Here is a 19,833-nt window from a genome sequence, read left to right as displayed (position 1 = left end):
CCAAGATCCCGCCCGGGGTGTCACACAGGTGATCCTCACCGATGGCCCGGGAGAACTCCTTGAGACGATTCACCTCGGCGGCGCTCGTCGCCGCCACCGCCGTGCTCGGCACCCTGTGCGCGCCCGGCGTCGCACAGGCCGCGGACCCCGGCAACCTCCAGACCGTCCACGCCTCCCCCCAGGGCATCACGGTCATGTCGCTGGGCGCCCTGCCCGACTTCGCCGCCCACCTCCGCAAGAAGGGCAGCGAGACCCGGGTCAAGACCATCACGTCGTGGACCTACACCAACGACTGCGAGCCCTCCTGCATGGAGGACTACTACCGCTCCGGCCCGCTGGCCCTCGCCGACCTCGGCGTCTACAGCGTGGACATCGAGTACAAGGGCACCGAGGGCGAGACGGTCCTCCACAAGGACGCGGGGGAGCTCGACTACCGTCCGGTCGCCGTCTTCCAGAACGCCGCCGCCTCCCGGGCGGTCTCCCTCGACAGCCTGGGCACCACCGTCTCCGCGGACCTGGCCGCCCGCGACCCCCGCGACGGGAAGCTCACCCCGCTCGCCGGCCGGCAGGTGACCCTCGACGTCTCCGGCCGGACCCGGACGGCCACCACCGACGCCGCCGGCCACCTCTCCGTCCCGGTGGAGTACACCGGCACCGAGCCCTCCGGCCGGATCGCCCTCCTGCCCGCCCCCGGCGACTACATCGGCACCCAGGGCTCCGTCACCCCCGTGGTCGAGACCCAGAAGGTGAAGGTCGCCCTGGACGAGGGCTCCCGCGAGGTCACGGCCCCCTACGGCTCTTCCGTCACCGTCCGCGGCAGCATCCACCGCGTCGCCAAGGACGGCACCGAGAAGCCGGTCGCCACCGCGATGCGCCTGGCGATCCCCAACACCACCGTGTCCGGCTTCAGCAGCGACGCCGCCGGCCGGTTCGCGAAGTCGGCGCGGATCCTGAAGTCCACGACCTGGCAGGTCGGCGCCGCCCACCAGCAGCCGTGGCTCGACTACTCCACGACCGCCGCCGTCAAGGCCACCGCGACGGCGGGCACCGCCTTCACCAACGTGTGGACGGGCATCGACAAGAACCGCGTGGTGTACGCCCAGGGCCTGCTGGTCCAGCGCGCCACCACGGCCGCCGAGGCCCCCGCCACGGTCGAGCTCCAGTACTCCGCCGACGGCCGCACCGGCTGGACCACCCGCGCGAGCGTGGTCACCGTCGTCAGCCCGACCGGCCGGTTCTTCAACCTGCCGAACGTGGCGAACGCGCCCGTCGACGGCTACTGGCGGCTGCGGTACGCGGGCCGGGCCGACCTCGCCGGGTCGGTCTCCGCCCGCTTCCGGCTGACCAAGACCGTCACCACCGTCGCCGGGTTCAACGTGAACCCGGAGCCCGCCGTCAAGGGCAAGGCCCTCACCCTCACCGGCACCCTCAAGCAGCGGGCCGCGTCCAGCACCACCTGGAAGCCGTACGGCGGCCAGACCGTCCGCTTCTACTTCAAGGCCGACGGCAGCACCGCGTACGCCTACATGGGCTCCACCACGACCGCCGCCGACGGCACCATCAACCGCCGGTTCACCGCCAAGGCGTCCGGCACCTGGCAGGCCAAGTTCTACGACAACGGCGCCACCCACTTCGCGAGCCGCAGCCGCGAGGACCACGTGGCCGTCACCGGCTGACCCGCCCGTCCCGGCGGCCGGACCTACGGCCGCCGGGACGCCGCGTGCCCCGGCAGGGCCGCCGGCAGCAGGGCGGTCCCCGCCGCCGCGACCGGCAGGACGTAGCCGTACACGGCGCCCACGTGCTCCACCGTCCAGCCGCCCGCCGCCGAACCCGCCGCGATGCCGCCCAGGAGGGCCGTCACCGCCAGGGTCATGCCCTCGTTCAGCCGGGACGGCGGGGTCAGCGACTGGACCCGGGACATGCCCGTGACCAGCGTCGGCGCCGTCGCCATGCCCGCCACCAGGAGCGCGCCCGCCAGGGCCGGCAGCGCCCCGCCCGAGGCGGCCAGGAGCGGCAGCGCCATCAGGGCCGTCATCGCCACCAGGCACGGCACCAGGCCCACCGTGCGCCGCACCCGGCCGTAGAGCAGGCCGGCCGCGCACGAGCCCGCCGCCTGGAGCGCCAGGACCGGACCGGCCGCCGGGCCGTCCACGTACGCCAGCGTCACCACCTCCATCGCGCCGAACACCGCCCCCAGCGCGAGGAACACGCCCAGCAGCGGCGCCATCCCCGGCGCGCGCAGCGGCGAACCCGCCGACACGCGGGGCGACGGCGGCGGCTCCGTCGAGCGCTGCGCCGCGAAGACCAGCACCCCGCCCAGGAACAGCGCCGCGCCCGCCAGGCTGCCCGCCTCCGGGAACAGCGCCGCGCACAGGAACGCGGCCAGCACCGGCCCGAGCATGAAGCACAACTCGTCCGCCGCCTGCTCGAAGGCGTTCGCGGTGTGCCGGGCCGCCGGGTCGTCCCGGTACAGGTGCGCCCAGCGGGCCCGGGACATGCCGCCGGTGTTCGGCGCGGTCGCGGTCGCGGCGTAGCAGGCGAACAGGGTCCAGGCCGGTGCCCCCGCCCGCACGCACAGCACCAGGGCCAGCTGGCCGAGGACCGCCAGGAGGGCGGCCGGGACGGCGACCCGGGCCTGCCCGTACCGGTCGACCAGGCGGGCGGTCCACGGCGCGACCACCGCCGTCGCCGCGAGCCCGGTCGCGGTGACCGCGCCGGCCAGCGCGTACGAGCCGTACCCCCCGGCGATCATGATCACCGCGGAGACGCTGAACATGCCCATGGGCAGCCGGGCGACCAGGTTGCCCGCGGTGAACGCGCGGGTGCCGGGGAGGGCGAACAGCCGGACGTACGGGTTGGCGGAGGGCCGGCGGGCGGCCGGTTCGCGGTAGCGGGGGGCCAGACCGGGACCGGCCGGGGTCGGGGCGAGGAGGGAATGCGGCATGGACCAAGGCTCCGGCCGCCGCCCCCGGACCGTCCAACACCTGTTCGGTGGCAATTCACGCACTTCTGTTGTTAGATGCGGGGTGGCCTCCTCCGACCTCGACCCCCGCCTGCTGCGCGCCTTCACCGCCGTCGCCGAAGAACTCCACTTCACCCGCGCCGCCGCCCGCCTCTACACCGCCCAGCAGGCCCTCAGCCGCGACATCGCCCGCCTGGAGCGCGCCCTCGGCGTCCAGCTCCTCACCCGCACCACCCGGCAGGTCGCCCTCACCCCCGACGGCGAACGGCTCCTCCCGCACGCCCGCCGCGTCCTCGACGCCCACGAGGCCCTCCACGACGCCTTCCGCGCCGCGCCCCGGCCCCTCCTCGTCGACCTCAACAGCCCCGGCCTCGTCCACGACCGCGTCCTGGCCCGGGCCCGCGAACTCGCCCCCGAACAGGAGCTGATGGCCCGCTACGAGTCCGGGCTCACCGGCGCCGCCCGGGAGATCCTGGCCGGCCGGCTCGACGTCTCCTTCGGCCGGTACGGCGGCCTCCCGGCCGGCGTGCGGGCCCGGCTCGACTCCCACTTCGTCCGCCACGAGCCGATGGCCGTCATCCTGCCCGACGACCACGAGCTGGCCGCCCTGCCCGAGGTACCGCTCGCCCGCCTCGCCGGCACGGAGGTCTACGCGGGCGCCGGGAACGACCGCACCCCCGAGTGGACCGACCTCGCCGCCCGCCTCTTCGCCGGCCACGGCATCCGCCTCGCACCGCCCGCGCCGCTCGCCGTCGGCAAGGAGGAGTTCCAGCGGATCATGGCCAAGCACCGCACCCCCGTCCTCGCCGTCACCGGCTTCCCGCCCATGCCCGGCTGCGTCCTGCGGCCCCTCACCGACCCCGTGCCGCTCTCGCCCGTCAGCCTCGTCTGGCGCGCCGGACTGCGCCACCCCGGCCTCGACGCCCTGCGCGCCGCCGCCGGCGAGATCGGCCGCCGCGAGGGCTGGCTCGACCGGCCGCCCGGCTCCTGGCTCCCCGAGGACGAGCCGGGACTGCCGCTCACACGGCCCGGCCCGGCCGGGTGAGAGCAAGGTTCCGCCGCCGTCACCTCACGGCACCGCCCCGAAACGCGCCCTCCCTAGCGTCGTCGCCACCAGGACCCGAAAACCGGGTCCGACACCGGCGGAGGTGCGACATGGGCGGGCGCTGGATCGACGTGTGGGAGCCGGAGGACGAGACCTTCTGGCGCGAGAAGGGCGAGCGGATCGCCCGGCGCAACCTCGCCTTCTCCGTCCTCTCCGAACACATCGGCTTCTCCGTCTGGAGCCTGTGGTCCGTGATGGTCCTCTTCATGGGACCCGAGTACGGCGTCGACGCGGCCGGGAAGTTCTTCCTCATCGCCACCGCGACCCTCACCGGCGCCCTCGTCCGCGTCCCGTACACCTTCGCCGTCGCCCGCTTCGGCGGCCGGAACTGGACCGTCCTCAGCTCCCTCGCGCTCCTCCTGCCCACCGGCCTCGCCCACGCCGTCATGGAACCCGGCACCTCCTACCCGACCTTCGTCCTGGTGGCCGCCCTCACCGGCGTCGGCGGCGGCAACTTCGCCTCCTCCATGACCAACATCAACGCCTTCTTCCCGCTGCGGAAGAAGGGCTGGGCCCTCGGCCTCAACGCCGGCGGCGGCAACATCGGCGTCCCCGCCGTCCAGCTCGCCGGCCTCCTCGTCATCGGCACCGCCGGCGCCGCCCACCCGAGGATCGTCCTCGGCGTCTACCTGCCGCTCATCGTGGTCGCCGCGGTCTGCGCCGCGCTCTTCATGGACAACCTCACGCCGGTGCGGAACGACACCGGGGCCGTTCTCGAAGCCGTACGCGCCCGCCACACCTGGATCATGGCCTTCCTGTACGTCGGCACCTTCGGGTCCTTCATCGGCTACGGCTTCGCCTTCGGCCTCGTCCTCCAGACCCAGTTCGGCCGCACCCCCCTCCAGGCCGCCTCCCTCACCTTCCTCGGCCCGCTGCTCGGCTCCCTCGTCCGCCCCTGGGGCGGCGCCCTCGCCGACAAGCACGGCGGTGCCCGCGTCACCCTCGCCGCCTTCGCCGCCATGTCCGCCGCCACCGGCGTGGTCGTCTACGCCTCGGTGACCGCGTCCCTCACCGTCTTCCTCGCCGGCTTCACCGCCCTCTTCGCCCTCAGCGGCCTCGGCAACGGCTCCACCTACAAGATGATCCCGGCGATCTTCCTCGCCCAGGGCCACCGCCGGGGCCTGGCCGGCGAGGCCGCCGAAGCCTACGGACGGCGCCTCTCCGGCGCCTCCATGGGCCTCATCGGAGCCGTCGGCGCGCTCGGCGGCCTCGGCATCAACCTCGCCTTCCGCCAGTCCTTCCAGACCGTCGGCACCGGCACCGGGGCCTTCCTCGCCTTCCTCGCCTTCTACGCCGCCTGCATCGCCGTCACCTGGGCGGTATACCTTCGCCGGCCCGCCGCCGTCCCCGACACCGCCGCCGGAGCCGAGGAGCCGGAGCACCGGCCCGGACCCGCGCGGGTGTGACCCGGATGCCGCACGCCGACCGTAACGGGCAGGAAATACGCGTGAACCGAGACCGACACGCGCCCGCGCCACCCTCGACGACCATGGACCAGCACGCACACGGCCCCCTGGCCGGCTTCACCGTCGGCGTCACCGCCGCCCGGCGCGCGGACGAACTCGTCGCCCTGCTCCGCCGGCGCGGCGCGGCCGTCGTCCACGGGCCCGCCCTGCGGATCGTCCCCCTCGCCGACGACACCGAACTCCTCGCCGCCACCCGGGAGATCATCGCCGCCGCCCCCGACACCGTCGTCGCCACCACCGCCATCGGCTTCCGCGGCTGGATCGAGGCCGCCGAGGGCTGGGGCCACGGCACCGCCCTCCTCGACGCCCTGCGCGGCACCTCCCTCCTCGCCCGCGGCCCGAAGGTGAAGGGCGCCGTCCGGGCCGCCGGACTCACCGAGAGCTGGTCGCCCTCCTCCGAGTCCATGGCCGAGGTCCTCGACCGGCTCCTCGCCGAGGGCGTCGCCGGCCGCCGCGTCGCCGTCCAGCTCCACGGCGAACCCCTCCCCGGCTTCGCCGAGGCCCTCACCGCCGCCGGGGCGACCGTCCTCGCCGTCCCCGTCTACCGCTGGATGCCGCCCGAGGACCCCGCCCCCCTCGACCGGCTCCTCGACGCGGTCCTCGCCCGCACCGTCGACGCGCTCGCCTTCACCAGCGCCCCCGCCGCCGCCTCGCTCCTCGCCCGCGCCGCCGGACGGGGCCTGCGCGAGGAGGCCGTCGCCGCGCTCCGCCGCGACGTCCTCGTGGCGGGCGTCGGCCCCGTCACCGCACTGCCCCTGCTCGCCGAGGAGATCCCCGTCCACCAGCCCGAACGCTTCCGCCTCGGCCCCCTGGTCCAGGTCCTGTGCACCGAACTGCCCGCCCGCGCCCCGGTGCTGCCCGTCGCCGGGCACCGGGTCGAACTGCGCGGCCACGCCGTCCTCGTCGACGGCGCCCTGCGGCCCGTCCCGCCCGCCGGCATGGCCCTCCTGCGCGCCCTCGCCCGCCGCCCCGGCTGGGTCGTGCCCCGCGCCGAACTCCTGCGGGCGCTGCCCGGCGCGGGCCGCGACGAGCACGCCGTCGAGACGGCCGTGGCACGGCTGCGCACCGCCCTCGGCACCCCGCACCTCGTCCAGACCGTCGTCAAACGCGGCTACCGCCTCTCCGTCGACCCCCGGGCCGGGGCGCCCGCCGCGCCGTGACCCCGGACGCGCGCGGTAGCGTGCCGGGATGGACACCGAGACGGAGATCAGGGAAGCCCGGCCCGAGGACGCGGCGGCGCTCGCCCGCGCGGTGCTCCGCACCCGCGCGCACATGCGGCCCTGGGAGCCGTACCGCACCGAGCACTACTACACGGCCGAGGGGCAGGCCGAGCGGCTGGCCGACGGCGGCCGCCGGTGGTTCGCCTGGGCGGGCGGCGAGATCGTCGCCAACGCGACCCTGTCGGGCATCGTCATGGGCCCGCTCCGCGGCGCCTCCCTCGGCTACTGGGTCGATCCGGCGCACGGCGGCCGGGGCCTGGCGACCGCCCTCGTCCGCGTCGTGACCGATGCCGCCCGGGACGACATGGGCCTGCACCGGCTGGCCGCCGGCACCCTCCTGGACAACCACGCCTCGCAGCGCGTCCTGGCCAAGAGCGGCTTCGAGCGGATCGGCACCGCCCCCCGCTACCTCCACATCGACGGGGCGTGGCGCGACCACCACCTCTTCCAGCTGATCCTGCACGACGAGGACCCGCCCCGCGCCTGACACGGCGGCCTTCGGTGGCGTACCTTTGACGGCTGCCCAGTGCACGTCAGAAGGGGGCCTCAGTGGCCGCGCAGGAAGCCGTCGACACGGTCGCGGACCGTGAGATCGGTGTCGAGCAGGAACATCTGGACCAGGTCTACCGCCGGCTGGAGGAGAAGATCCACGAGGCGGAGTTCCTGATGAACGACGCCGCCCAGAAGGGGCACGTCGGCACGCCGGGCGCCCTCGCCGAGCGCGACGCGCAGGTCTTCCGCGCCGGCATCCACCTCAACCGGCTCAACAACGAGTTCGAGGACTTCCTCTTCGGGCGGATCGACCTGCTGTACGGCAAGGACGGGGTGCGGGGCCCGGACGGCGCCTACACCTCCGTCGAGCCCGCCGACGACGCGATCCGGCCCGACAACACCGCCGAGATCGGCGAGACCCTGCACATCGGCCGCATCGGCGTCCTCGACGCCGACTACTCCCCGCTCGTCATCGACTGGCGGGCCCCGGCCGCCGCGCCCTTCTACCGGTCCACCCCGGTCGAGCCCGGCCGGGTGGTGCGCCGGCGCGTCATCCGCTCCAAGGGCCGCCGGGTCCTCGGCGTCGAGGACGACCTGATGCGCCCCGAGCTGCGGGCCACCCTCGGCGGCGCCGAACTGCCCGTCATCGGCGACGGCGCCCTGATGGCCGCGCTCGGCCAGGCCCGCTCGCACTCGATGCGGGACATCGTCTCCTCCATCCAGGCCGAGCAGGACCTCGTCATCCGCGCCCCCGCCGCCTCCGTCACCTATGTCGAGGGCGGTCCCGGCACGGGCAAGACGGCGGTGGCGCTGCACCGGGCCGCGTACCTGCTCTACCAGGACCGGCGGCGCTACTCCGGCGGCATCCTGATCGTCTCGCCGACCCCGCTCCTCGTCTCGTACACCGAGGGCGTGCTGCCCTCGCTGGGCGAGGAGGGCCAGGTCGCGATCCGGGCCCTGGGCGGCCTCGTCGACGGGGCGGAGGCGGACGTGTACGACGAGCCCGCCGTCTCCCGGATCAAGGGCTCCTCCCGGATGCTCGCCGTGCTCCGCAAGGCCGCGCGCGGCGCCCTGGAGGGCCCGGCGGCGCCCAGGCTGCTGCGGGTCGTCGCCTTCGGCCGCCGCCTGGAGCTGGAGGAGCCGGAGCTGCGCCGCATCCGGCAGAACGTGCTCTCCGGCACCGCGCCCGTCAACCTGCTGCGCCCCCGCGCCCGCCGGCTCCTCCTCGACGCGCTGTACGCCAAGTCGGGCGCGGTCGGCCGGCACAGCGACCCGGAACTCGCCGCCGAGCTGCGCTCCTCCTTCGACGAGGACGTCTCCACCGAGGACGCCTTCCTCGGCTTCCTCGACGCCTGGTGGCCGGAGCTCACCCCGCGCGGCGTGCTCGACGCCATGGCCGACGAGCGGCGGCTGGGCCGCTGGGCCCGCCGGGTCCTCAACCCCGGCGAGACCCGGCGGCTGGCCCGCTCGCTGCGCCGCCCCGGCCTCTCCGTCCACGACGTGGCCCTCCTGGACGAGCTGCACACCCTGCTCGGCGCCCCGGCCCGGCCGAAGCGGAAGCGGGAGTACGACCCGCTGGACCAGCTCACCGGCCTGGAGGAGCTGATGCCGGTACGGGAGGAGACCCAGCGCGAGCGGGCCGAGCGGCTCGCGGCCGAGCGCACCGAGTACGCCCACGTCATCGTCGACGAGGCGCAGGACCTGACGCCCATGCAGTGGCGGATGGTCGGCCGCCGGGGCCGGCACGCCACCTGGACGGTCGTCGGGGACCCGGCGCAGTCGTCCTGGTCGGACCCGGACGAGGCGGCGGCGGCCCGGGACGAGGCGCTGGGCTCCCGGCCGCGCCGCCGCTTCGAACTGACCGTCAACTACCGCAACCCGGCCGAGATCGCCGAGCTGGCGGCCAAGGTGCTGGCCCTGGCGATGCCGGGGAAGGAGGCGCCGCGCGCGGTCCGCTCGACGGGCGTCGAGCCCCGCTTCACGGCCCTGGGCGAGGGCGCCGACCTGGCCGCCGCCGTGCGGTCGGAGGCGGAGCGGCTGCTGGCCTCGGTGGAGGGCACGGTGGGCGTGGTGGTGGCCATGGACCGGCGGGCGGAGGCGGCCCGCTGGCTGGCCGGGCTCGGCGACCGGGTGGTCGCGCTGGGCTCGCTGGAGGCGAAGGGCCTGGAGTACGACGCCACGCTGGTGGTCTCCCCGGCGGAGATCGCCGACGAGTCCCCGGCCGGACTGCGGGTGCTGTACGTGGCGCTGACCCGCTCGACGCAGGCGCTGACGGTGCTGTCGGGGGAGCGGGACCTGCCGGACGCGGCGGGCGTGCCGGACCTGCTGCGGGACTGAGCCCGGCCCCGGTTCCCCCGCGCGCGGCGGCGTTCTCAGGTCAACACGCGTCGGGGGAATCACCTTCGGGGATGGTTTGTTAGCCTGGTTCGTGACACCGGCTCGATCCAAGCCCCCGGGCCCAACCTTCGTCCCTCAGAGGGACCACTTGCCGCGAGGCGAGCATGGCGGGCCGGTGTCGCTTAGACGTACATACGAAGTTGGGGCCCCGGTCGTCTTCCGATGACCGGGGCCCCTTCTGTTGTTTCCACATCTCTCGTATGGTGGAAACTACTTTCCGAAAACAAAATGACCGCATTACCTGCTACCGGCAGGTAGGTGCGACCATCGGAGGGCGCAAGCCGGGCGACCAGCCGGGGCGGCGTAGCAACGAAGCTAGGGAAAGCAGAGGAACCCGGCCATGGCAACGGCGCCCAGCGTCTCGTACTCGATGACGGTCCGGCTGGAGGTGCCCGCGAGCGGCACCGCGGTCTCGCAGCTCACCGCGGCGGTCGAGTCGCACGGCGGCTCGGTCACGGGCCTCGACGTCACCGCCTCCGGCCACGAGAAGCTCCGGATCGACGTCACCGTCGCCGCGACCTCCACGGCGCACGCGGACGAGATCGTCGAACGGCTCCGGGAGATCGAGGGCGTCGTCCTCGGCAAGGTCTCGGACCGCACCTTCCTGATGCACCTCGGCGGCAAGATCGAGATGGCGTCCAAGCACCCCATCCGCAACCGCGACGACCTCTCGATGATCTACACCCCGGGCGTCGCCCGCGTGTGCATGGCCATCGCCGAGAACCCCGAGGACGCCCGCCGCCTCACCATCAAGCGCAACTCGGTCGCGGTCGTCACCGACGGCTCCGCCGTCCTCGGCCTCGGCAACATCGGCCCCAAGGCCGCGCTGCCCGTCATGGAGGGCAAGGCCGCCCTCTTCAAGCGCTTCGCCGGCATCGACGCCTGGCCGATCTGCCTGGACACCCAGGACACCGACGCCATCGTCGAGATCGTCAAGGCGATCGCCCCCGGCTTCGCGGGCATCAACCTGGAGGACATCTCCGCCCCGCGCTGCTTCGAGATCGAGGCCCGCCTGCGCGAGGCGCTCGACATCCCGGTCTTCCACGACGACCAGCACGGCACCGCCATCGTCGTCCTCGCCGCGCTCACCAACGCGCTGCGCGTGGTCGGCAAGGGCATCGGGGACGTCAAGGTCGTCATGTCCGGCGCCGGCGCGGCCGGCACCGCCATCCTCAAGCTGCTGCTCGCGGCCGGCGTGAAGCACGCGGTGGTGGCCGACATCCACGGCGTCGTGCACGCCGACCGCGCGGACCTGGTCGAGGCGCCCGCCGACTCGCCGCTGCGCTGGATCGCGGACAACACCAACCCGGAGGGCGTCACCGGCACCCTCAAGCAGGCCGTCGTCGGCGCCGACGTCTTCATCGGCGTCTCCGCCCCGAACCTGCTGGGCGCCGAGGACGTCGCCGCCATGGCCGAGGGCTCCATCGTCTTCGCGCTCGCGAACCCCGACCCGGAGGTCGACCCGGCCGCCGCCCGGCAGACCGCCGCCGTCGTGGCCACCGGCCGCTCGGACTTCCCGAACCAGATCAACAACGTGCTGGTCTTCCCCGGCGTCTTCCGCGGCCTGCTCGACGCGCAGTCCCGCACGGTCAACACCGAGATGATGCTGGCCGCCGCCACCGCCCTCGCGGACGTCGTCACCGAGGACGAGCTGAACCCGAACTACATCATCCCGTCGGTCTTCAACGACAAGGTCGCGGGCGCCGTCGCGGGCGCCGTGCGCACCGCCGCGAAGGCGGCCGGAGCGGGCGCCTGACCCTCCCGGCGCACCCGCCCGGGTGTGTCGGATTCGCGGAGCCGTAAACCCGCCTTTAGGGTGGCTTTTCGGCTCCGCACCGTTTGCGGGGAGTCGACGCTCCGTCACCGCCAGGGGACTCCGGTGCCTTCCGGGTGACCCGAGGGGGTGCCGGATTGGCGTTCCCGCCGGTGGTGGGGGCAGGATGCTCCCCCGAGGACTTCGTCCAGGGGGGAACCCCCAGGGCGCGAGGGATCACGGAGAGGACGGACCCGGCAACGGGCACTGTCCGAGGCCCCTGGCAGCATCGGCTTCGATCTCACGCCTCACAGGCAAGAAGAACACGGGAGTAACAACATGAACCGCAGTGAGCTGGTGGCCGCGCTGGCCGACCGCGCCGAGGTGACCCGCAAGGACGCCGACGCCGTGCTGGCCGCCCTCGCCGAGACCGTCGGCGAGGTCGTCGCCAAGGGCGACGAGAAGGTCACCATCCCCGGCTTCCTGACCTTCGAGCGCACCCACCGTGCCGCTCGCACCGCTCGCAACCCGCAGACCGGCGACCCGATCAACATCCCGGCCGGCTACAGCGTGAAGGTCTCCGCGGGCTCGAAGCTCAAGGAAGCCGCCAAGGGCAAGTAAGCGGCCCCCAGGCGCGCGAAAAGGGCGGCCACCCCCTCGGGGGTGGCCGCCCTTCCGTTCGTGGCGCAGAGGGCCCTACACGAGCGCGCCGCCCGGCAGCTCGACCTTGGCGCCCAGCTCGATCAGCTTCTCCATGAAGTTCTCGTAGCCGCGGTTGATCAGGTCGATGCCGTGCACCCGCGAAGTGCCCTGCGCGGCCAGGGCCGCGATCAGGTACGAGAAGCCGCCGCGCAGGTCCGGGATGACCAGGTCGGCGCCCTGGAGGCGGGTGGGGCCGCTGACGACCGCCGAGTGGAGGAAGTTCCGCTGGCCGAAGCGGCAGTCGGAGCCGCCCAGGCACTCGCGGTAGAGCTGGATGTGGGCACCCATCTGGTTCAGCGCCGAGGTGAAGCCCAGCCGGGACTCGTACACCGTCTCGTGGACGATGGAGAGGCCGGACGCCTGCGTCAGGGCGACGACCAGCGGCTGCTGCCAGTCGGTCTGGAAGCCGGGGTGGACGTCGGTCTCCAGGTGGATCGCGTTCAGCGAGCCGCCCGGGTGCCAGAAGCGGATGCCCTCGTCGTCGATCTCGAAGGCGCCGCCGACCTTCCGGTAGGTGTTGAGGAAGGTCATCATCGAGCGCTGCTGGGCGCCGCGCACGTAGATGTCGCCCTCGGTGGCCAGCGCCGCCGACGCCCAGGAGGCCGCCTCCAGGCGGTCCGGGAGCGCCCGGTGGGTGTAGCCGTCGAGGCGGTCGACACCGGTGATCCGGATGGTCCGGTCGGTGTCCATGGAGATGATGGCGCCCATCTTCTGCAGCACGCAGATGAGGTCCTCGATCTCCGGCTCCACGGCCGCGTTCGACAGCTCGGTGACGCCCTCGGCGAGGACGGCGGTGAGCAGCACCTGCTCGGTCGAGCCGACCGAGGGGTACGGGAGGCGGATCTTGCAGCCGCGAAGGCGCTGCGGGGCCTCCAGGTACTGGCCGTCGGCCCGCTTCTCGATGGTCGCGCCGAACTGGCGGAGCACGTCGAAGTGGAAGTCGATCGGCCGGCCGCCGATGTCGCAGCCGCCCAGGCCCGGGATGAAGGCGTGGCCCAGACGGTGCAGCAGCGGGCCGCAGAAGAGGATCGGGATGCGCGAGGAACCGGCGTGGGCGTCGATGTCGGAGACGTTGGCGGACTCGACGTGCGTCGGGTCGAGGACTAGCTCGCCGGGCTCGTCACCGGGGCGGACCGTCACCCCGTGCAGCTGGAGCAGCCCCCGCACGACGCGGACGTCACGGATGTCGGGCACGTTGCGCAGGCGGCTGGGGCCACTGCCGAGCAGGGCGGCGACCATCGCCTTGGGCACGAGGTTCTTCGCGCCGCGGACGCGGATCTCGCCCTCCAGCGGGGTTCCGCCGTGGACAAGCAGTACGTCTTGGCTGTCTGTGCCGGTCATGAATCTCGCGTTCCGGAGTCGTCGGTCGGGTGGCCAGAGAAAAGGGTAAGGGGCCATTGCACCCCGATCGGGCCCCCCGGGGGGCCTGGCAGACGTAATGAATTCGGCACAACACCCTCCGTTTCCGCGATCTTGCGGACGGTCACCGTCCGGTTGCCCCGGAGGGCTGTTTCCGGCCGCGCGCCCCCTCCCGCTCCTCCCCTCCCGACCTGCGGGACTCCTCCGTGCCCGGCCGCCTTCCCCGCGCACGCGGCCGAGAACCCCCCTCCGCGCCGAAGATGCGGGATCATGTGTCGCATGACCGAGGTGTCCTCGCTCACAGGACGGCTGCTCGTGGCCACCCCCGCCCTCGCGGACCCGAACTTCGACCGCGCGGTGGTGCTGCTGCTCGACCACGACGACGAGGGCTCCCTCGGCGTGGTCCTCAACCGGCCCACCCCCGTCACCGTCGGTGACGTGCTCGCCGCCTGGGCGCCGCTCGCGGGGGAGCCCGGCGTCGTCTTCCAGGGCGGGCCCGTCTCCCTCGACGCCGCCCTCGGCCTCGCCGTCGTCCCCGGCGAGGAGGGCCCCTGCGCGCGCCCCGGCGAGGGGGAGCCGTCCCCGGCCGCCGGCGGCGGTCCCCTCGGCTGGCGCCGGGTCTTCGGGGCCATCGGCCTGGTCGACCTGGAGGCCCCGCCCGAGCTGCTCGGACCCGCCCTCAGCGCCCTGCGGATCTTCGCCGGCTACGCGGGCTGGGGCCCCGGCCAGCTGGAGGCCGAGGTCGCCGAAGGGGCCTGGTACGTCGTCGAGTCGGAGCCCGGCGACGTCTCCTCCCCGCGCCCCGAGGAGCTCTGGCGCCAGGTGCTGCGCCGCCAGCGCGGGGAGCTCGCCCTGGTCGCCACGTGTCCGGACGACCCTTCCCTGAACTGACCGGGGCCGCTTTCAGTACCCTGGGGGCCATGAGCACTCTTGAGCCCGATCGCGGGACAGGTACGGGAACCCTCGTGGAGCCGACGCCGCAGGTGTCCCATGGTGACGGCGACCACGAGCGCTACGCCCACTACGTCCAGAAGGACAAGATCATGGCGAGCGCCCTGGAGGGCACTCCCGTCGTCGCGCTCTGCGGGAAGGTCTGGGTCCCGGGGCGCGACCCCAAGAAGTACCCGGTCTGTCCGATGTGCAAGGAGATCTACGACTCCATGGGCGCGGGCGGCGACAAGGACAAGGGCAAGGACGGCAAGGGGAAGTAACCCCTCCGCACCCGCCGGGGGCGGCCCCCGTCGGAGAAGACCAGCGTGTCTTCTCCGACGGGGGCCGCCCCTTTTTCATGCCCTTGTCCTTTTTTCTAGGTCTCGAAGTGGTCGAGACCTCTTGTCGTGATCGCCGCCCGCGCCTAACCTCACCGCAGTTGTTGTGCAATACGAAACGCCCGTTGCGCATGCTGCAACGGGCATCGGAGGGGAACCGCAATGAAGCTTCCTGCCCGGATCACCGCCCCCGTCGCCCTGCCGCTCGCCGCGCTCGTCCTCGCCGCCTGCGCGCCGCAGACCTCGGCCCCCGCCGCCGGCGGCGACGAGAAGACCGGCACCCTGCGCGTCTGGCTCTTCCAGGAGGTCGCCAACCAGCCCAAGGAGAAGGTCGTCGACGCCGCCGTCGCCGCCTTCGAGAAGAAGAACCCCGGCGCGAAGGTCGAGGTCGAGTACATCCCCGTCGAGACCCGCGCCCAGCGCGTCAAGGCGGCCTTCAACGACCCCAAGTCCGCCCCCGACCTGATCGAGTACGGCAACACCGACACCGCCGGCTACGTCAAGGACGGCGGACTCGCCGACGTCACCGCCGAATTCGCCGCCTGGGACGAGGCCAAGGACACCGACCCCACCGCCCGGGAGTCCGTCACCGTCGGCGGCAAGGTCTACGGCGCCCCCCTCTTCGTCGGCCTGCGCGCCCTCTACTACCGCACCGACGTCTTCACCGAGCTCGGCCTCACCGCCCCCAAGAGCCAGGACGAACTCGTCGCGACCGCGAAGAAGATACGCAAGGCCAAGCCCGAGATGTACGGCATCGCCGTCGGCGGCGCCTACACCTACGGCGCCATGCCCTTCGTCTGGGCCGCGGGCGGCGACCTCGCCGCCAAGGACGGCTCCGGCGCCTACAAGGCCACCATCGGCGACGACGCCGCCGTCAAGGGCCTCACCACCTACACCTCGCTCCTCGGCGACGACAACTGCCCCGCCGCCACCTGCGCCCAGATGGGCGGCAACGCCACCGTCACCGCCTTCGCCGCGGGCAAGGCCGGCATGGCCATCGGCGGCGACTTCAGCCACGCCGCCGTCGAGGCCGGCCAGGTCAAGGGCAAGTACGCCGTCGTCCCGCTGCCCGGCACCGCCCCCGGCTCCATCGCCCCCGCCTTCGCCGGCGGCAACAACCTCGGCGTCCTCAAGTCCACCTCGCACCGCACCCTGGCCGTCGAGCTCATGAAGGGCCTCAGCGGCAAGGACACCCAGGGCAAGCTGTTCGACGCGATGGGCTTCCTGCCCACCTTCACCGACGTCCGCACCGCCGCCGCCGAACGCCGCCCCTTCGTGAAGCCCTTCATCGACACCCTCGCCGCCGGCACCAAGTTCGTCCCCGCCACCGCCGCCTGGGGCCAGATCGACTCCTCGCTCGTCGTCCCCACGATGCTCCAGGAGATCGCCAGCGGCCGTAAGGACGCGAAGACCGCCGCCGCCGACGCGGCGAAGAAGATGGACGCGGCCTTCGCCGCGGCGGGCTGACCCCGATGACCGCCACCACCGCCCCCGCACCGCCCGCACCGCCCGCCGGAAAGGCGCCGCCCGCCGGGCGGCGCCCCCGGAGCCGTACCGGCGCCTCCGGCTGGACCCCCTGGCTCTACCTCCTGCCCGCCCTCGCCGTCCTCGGCGCCCTCCTCGTCTACCCCGTCTACCAGCTCGGCCTGATCTCCTTCCTGGAGTACACCCAGGCCCAGGTCAGCGGCGGCGAACCCACCTCCTTCCAGGGCCTGGGCAACTACACGGCCCTCTTCACCGACCCGCAGTTCCGCCAGGTCCTGCTGGCCACCGTCGTCTTCGCCGCCGCCTGCGTCGCCGGCACCCTCGTCGTCGGCTGCACCCTCGCCGTCCTGCTCACCCGGGTCCGGGCACTGCCCCGGCTCGCCCTGATGCTGGCCGCCCTCGGCGCCTGGGCCACCCCCGCCGTCACCGGCTCCACCGTCTGGGTCTTCCTCTTCGACGCCGACTTCGGACCCGTCAACCGGCTCCTCGGCCTCGGCGACTTCTCCTGGACGTACGGGCGCTACAGCGCCTTCGCGCTCGTCCTCCTCGAAGTCGTCTGGTGCTCGTTCCCGTTCGTGATGGTCACCGTCTACGCCGGGATCAGGGCCGTCCCCACCGAGGTCCTGGAGGCCGCCGCCCTCGACGGCGCCTCCCAGTGGCGGATCTGGCGCTCCGTGACCGCGCCACTGCTCCGCCCGATCCTCGCCGTCGTCACCATCCAGTCCGTCATCTGGGACTTCAAGGTCTTCACCCAGATCTACGTCATGACCAACGGCGGCGGCATCGCCGGCCAGAACCTGGTCCTCAACGTGTACGCCTACCAGAAGGCGTTCGCCTCCTCCCAGTACAGCCTGGGCGCCGCCATCGGCGTCGTCATGCTGCTGCTCCTGCTCGCCGTCACCCTCGTCTACCTGCGCATCCTGCGCCGCCAGGGGGAGGAACTGTGACCACCTTGCGCATCCCCGGCGTCCGCCGCCCCGGCCGGCTCCTCGCCGAGGCCGCCGCCCTGCTCACCGCGGTCGTCGTCGCCTTCCCGCTCTACTGGATGGTCCTCTCGGCCTTCAAACCGGCCGGCGAGATCCAGTCGTCCGAACCCCGGCCGTGGACGCTCTCCCCGTCCCTCGACTCCTTCCGGCGCGTCTTCGAGCAGCAGGACTTCGGCCGCTACTTCCTCAACAGCCTGCTCGTCGCCGGGGCGGTCGTGCTGGCCTCCGCCGTCATCGCCTTCCTCGCCGCGACCGCCGTCACCCGCTTCCGCTTCAAGTTCCGCACCACCCTCCTGGTGATGTTCCTCGTCGCCCAGATGGTGCCGGTCGAGGCCCTCACCATCCCCCTCTTCTTCCTCATGCGGGACGCCGGGCTCCTCAACACCCTCGGCTCGCTCGTCCTGCCCCACCTGGCCTTCTCGCTGCCGTTCGCGATCTGGATGCTGCGCGGCTTCGTCCGCGCCGTGCCCGAGGCCCTGGAGGAGCAGGCCCGCATCGACGGCGCCAGCCACGCCCGCTTCCTGTGGACGATCCTCTTCCCGCTGGTCCTCCCCGGACTCGTGGCGACCAGCGTCTTCTCGTTCATCTCCACCTGGAACGACTTCCTCTTCGCGAAGTCGTTCATCATCAGCGACACCTCGCAGTCGACCCTGCCGATGGCGTTGCTGGTCTTCTTCAAGCCGGACGAGAACGACTGGGGAGGGATCATGGCCGGATCGACCGTGATGACGATCCCGGTGCTCGTCTTCTTCGTACTCGTACAGCGCCGCCTGGTCTCCGGACTGGGCGGGGCGGTGAAGGACTGACGCGATGACAGAACCGGACCTGATCCCCGTACCCCTGACGGCCGACCACCCGGAGGGGACGCTGACGCTCGACGCGCGCACCGCCCTCGACGCCGGGCCCGGCACCGAGGGCACCGCCCGCTGGCTGCGCGCCGTCCTCGGCGCCGCCACCGGCCTGTCCCTGCCCGACGGCACCGGCCCCGGCGCGATCCGGCTGCGGACCTCCCCCGGGACGGAGGAGGAGTACGGCCCCGAGGGCTACCGCCTGACGGTCGACGGCGACGGCGTCCTGATCGACGGCGGCGGCCCCGCCGGCCTCTTCTGGGGCGCCCAGACCCTCCGCCAGCTCCTCGGCCCCGACGCGTACCGCCGGGCGCCCCTGCGGCCCGGCGCGGACTGGGAACTGCCGTACACGACCGTCACCGACCGGCCCCGCTTCGGCTGGCGCGGCCTCCTCCTCGACGTCTCCCGGCACTTCATGCCGAAGGAGGACGTCCTGCGCTACCTCGACCTGATGGCCGCGCACAAGCTGAACGTCTTCCACTTCCACCTCACCGACGACCAGGGCTGGCGCGTCCAGATCCGCCGCTACCCCAAGCTCACCGAGGACGGCGCCTGGCGGGCCCGCTCCAAGTGGGGCCACCGGGCCTCCCCGCTCTGGGACGACACCCCGCACGGCGGCTACTACACCCAGGACGACCTCCGCGAGATCGTCGCCTACGCCGCCGACCGGCACATCACCGTCGTCCCCGAGATCGACATCCCCGGCCACTCCCAGGCCGCGATCGCCGCCTACCCCTGGCTCGGCAACACCGACGCCGTCGACACCGGGGCCCTCACCGTCTGGGACACCTGGGGCGTCAACCCGAACGTCCTCGCCCCCACGGAGGAGGTCCTCCGCTTCTACGAGCACGTCCTCGAAGAGGTGCTGGAGATCTTCCCGTCCACCTTCGTGCACGTCGGCGGCGACGAGTGCCCCAAGGACCAGTGGAAGGCGTCCCCGGCCGCCCAGGCCCGCATCCAGGAGCTCGGCGTCGGCGACGAGGACGGCCTCCAGTCCTGGTTCATCCGCCACTTCGACCGCTGGCTCGCCGACCGGGGCCGCCGCCTCATCGGCTGGGACGAGATCCTGGAGGGCGGCCTCGCCGACGGCGCCGCCGTCTCCTCCTGGCGCGGCTACGGCGGCGGGATCGCCGCCGCCGAGGCCGGCCACGACGTCGTCATGTGCCCCGAGCAGCAGGTCTACCTCGACCACCGGCAGGACGGCGGCGAGGACGAGCCGGTGCCGATCGGCTTCGTCCGCACCCTGGCCGACGTCCACCGCTTCGAGCCCGTCCCGCCCGGCCTCTCCGAGGAGGCCGCCCGGCACGTCCTGGGCACCCAGGCCAACGTGTGGACCGAGGTCATGGAGAACCGCGGCCGCGTCGACTACCAGGTCTTCCCGCGCCTCGTCGCCTTCGCCGAGGTCGCCTGGTCCGCGCTGCCCGCCCCCGACGCGCGCGACACCGAGGGCTTCCTGCGCCGCATGGAGACCCACTACCGGCGCCTCGACGCCCTCGGCGTCGCCTACCGCCCGCCCACCGGCCCCACGCCCTGGCAGCGCCGCCCCGGGCTCCTCGGCCGCCCGATCGAGGGGGCGCCCCCGAACGTGTGAGACAGCTCGCGCTCCCGCGTCACCCAAGAGCGGCGAAACGGGAGTTACCTTCCCTCCTGGGACGTCCGGGGCGGAACAGTCCTTCGCGGACCCTCGCTCCGGACGGCTCGGAAGATGTGCCAGAGTTGCCACGTCCAGCCTGTGAGCACGTACGGTACGCCCACGCACAGGCGCGACAGCCGGGCACAGTCGGGGACCA

General features: G+C 73.3%; 16 protein-coding genes. 14 read left to right on the top strand and 2 right to left on the bottom strand.

Annotated features, from left to right (window positions below; translation table 11 throughout):
* Window positions 1-59 precede the first annotated feature (59 nt).
* Complete coding sequence (locus IE219_RS06040) at window positions 60-1,676, top strand: hypothetical protein (RefSeq protein WP_189975456.1); 1,617 nt, start codon at window positions 60-62, stop codon at window positions 1,674-1,676.
* Window positions 1,677-1,699: 23 nt separating this feature from the next.
* Here IE219_RS06040 and IE219_RS06035 read toward each other — a convergent pair whose 3' ends face one another.
* On the bottom strand, window positions 1,700-2,944 hold the full coding sequence (locus IE219_RS06035; RefSeq protein WP_229849605.1) for an MFS transporter: 1,245 nt from the start codon (window positions 2,942-2,944) through the stop codon (window positions 1,700-1,702).
* Window positions 2,945-3,026: 82 nt separating this feature from the next.
* Here IE219_RS06035 and IE219_RS06030 point away from each other — a divergent pair, with 82 nt between their 5' ends.
* From IE219_RS06030 to IE219_RS06000, 7 genes are all read left to right on the top strand, one after another.
* Window positions 3,027-4,007 carry a LysR family transcriptional regulator gene (locus tag IE219_RS06030; RefSeq protein WP_229849604.1) on the top strand — a complete coding sequence of 327 codons (981 nt, stop codon included), beginning with the start codon at window positions 3,027-3,029 and terminating at the stop codon, window positions 4,005-4,007.
* 110 nt (window positions 4,008-4,117) lie between these two features.
* Window positions 4,118-5,473, top strand: a complete 1,356-nt coding sequence (locus IE219_RS06025; protein WP_189975454.1) for a nitrate/nitrite transporter — start codon at window positions 4,118-4,120, stop codon at window positions 5,471-5,473.
* Between the two features lie 83 nt (window positions 5,474-5,556).
* Window positions 5,557-6,693, top strand: coding sequence for a uroporphyrinogen-III synthase (locus IE219_RS06020; protein ID WP_229849603.1), 1,137 nt, complete (start codon window positions 5,557-5,559; stop codon window positions 6,691-6,693).
* Window positions 6,694-6,721: 28 nt separating this feature from the next.
* Complete coding sequence (locus IE219_RS06015) at window positions 6,722-7,240, top strand: GNAT family N-acetyltransferase (RefSeq protein ID WP_189975452.1); 519 nt, start codon at window positions 6,722-6,724, stop codon at window positions 7,238-7,240.
* Window positions 7,241-7,302: 62 nt separating this feature from the next.
* A complete protein-coding gene (locus IE219_RS06010) occupies window positions 7,303-9,582 on the top strand; it encodes a HelD family protein (RefSeq protein ID WP_189975451.1) in 2,280 nt (759 codons plus the stop codon).
* Between the two features lie 400 nt (window positions 9,583-9,982).
* Complete coding sequence (locus IE219_RS06005) at window positions 9,983-11,398, top strand: NAD-dependent malic enzyme (protein ID WP_189975450.1); 1,416 nt, start codon at window positions 9,983-9,985, stop codon at window positions 11,396-11,398.
* A 336-nt stretch (window positions 11,399-11,734) separates the two neighbouring features.
* On the top strand, window positions 11,735-12,016 hold the full coding sequence (locus IE219_RS06000; protein WP_017237029.1) for an HU family DNA-binding protein: 282 nt from the start codon (window positions 11,735-11,737) through the stop codon (window positions 12,014-12,016).
* Between the two features lie 75 nt (window positions 12,017-12,091).
* On the opposite strand, the gene murA is transcribed toward IE219_RS06000, so the two are convergent.
* Complete coding sequence (gene murA, locus IE219_RS05995; protein WP_189975449.1) at window positions 12,092-13,438, bottom strand: UDP-N-acetylglucosamine 1-carboxyvinyltransferase; 1,347 nt, start codon at window positions 13,436-13,438, stop codon at window positions 12,092-12,094.
* A 297-nt stretch (window positions 13,439-13,735) separates the two neighbouring features.
* On the opposite strand from murA, the gene IE219_RS05990 reads away from it, so the two are divergent.
* The 6 genes from IE219_RS05990 (at window position 13,736) to IE219_RS05965 (ending at window position 19,634) form a co-directional block, all read left to right on the top strand.
* Window positions 13,736-14,347 (top strand): YqgE/AlgH family protein, encoded by a 612-nt coding sequence (locus IE219_RS05990; RefSeq protein WP_189975448.1) that lies wholly within the window; start codon window positions 13,736-13,738, stop codon window positions 14,345-14,347.
* 29 nt (window positions 14,348-14,376) lie between these two features.
* The gene (locus IE219_RS05985; protein ID WP_189975447.1) at window positions 14,377-14,667 is read left to right on the top strand and encodes a DUF3039 domain-containing protein; all 291 of its coding nucleotides are present in this window, start codon (window positions 14,377-14,379) and stop codon (window positions 14,665-14,667) included.
* A 219-nt stretch (window positions 14,668-14,886) separates the two neighbouring features.
* Complete coding sequence (locus IE219_RS05980; protein ID WP_189975446.1) at window positions 14,887-16,191, top strand: extracellular solute-binding protein; 1,305 nt, start codon at window positions 14,887-14,889, stop codon at window positions 16,189-16,191.
* Window positions 16,192-16,196: 5 nt separating this feature from the next.
* Window positions 16,197-17,156, top strand: a complete 960-nt coding sequence (locus tag IE219_RS05975; RefSeq protein WP_189975445.1) for a carbohydrate ABC transporter permease — start codon at window positions 16,197-16,199, stop codon at window positions 17,154-17,156.
* Window positions 17,153-18,001, top strand: a complete 849-nt coding sequence (locus tag IE219_RS05970) for a carbohydrate ABC transporter permease (RefSeq protein WP_189975444.1) — start codon at window positions 17,153-17,155, stop codon at window positions 17,999-18,001. The genes IE219_RS05975 and IE219_RS05970 overlap by 4 nt, the downstream gene beginning before the upstream one ends.
* Before the next feature lie 4 nt (window positions 18,002-18,005).
* The gene (locus IE219_RS05965; protein WP_189975443.1) at window positions 18,006-19,634 is read left to right on the top strand and encodes a beta-N-acetylhexosaminidase; all 1,629 of its coding nucleotides are present in this window, start codon (window positions 18,006-18,008) and stop codon (window positions 19,632-19,634) included.
* Window positions 19,635-19,833: the final 199 nt, after the last annotated feature.

Source organism: Streptomyces termitum (genome assembly GCF_014650175.1).
GTDB classification, from domain to species: Bacteria; Actinomycetota; Actinomycetes; order Streptomycetales; family Streptomycetaceae; genus Streptomyces; species Streptomyces termitum.
The sequence above is the reverse complement of the archived record's forward strand: the minus strand, read 5'-3'. Positions and strand labels throughout refer to the sequence as shown.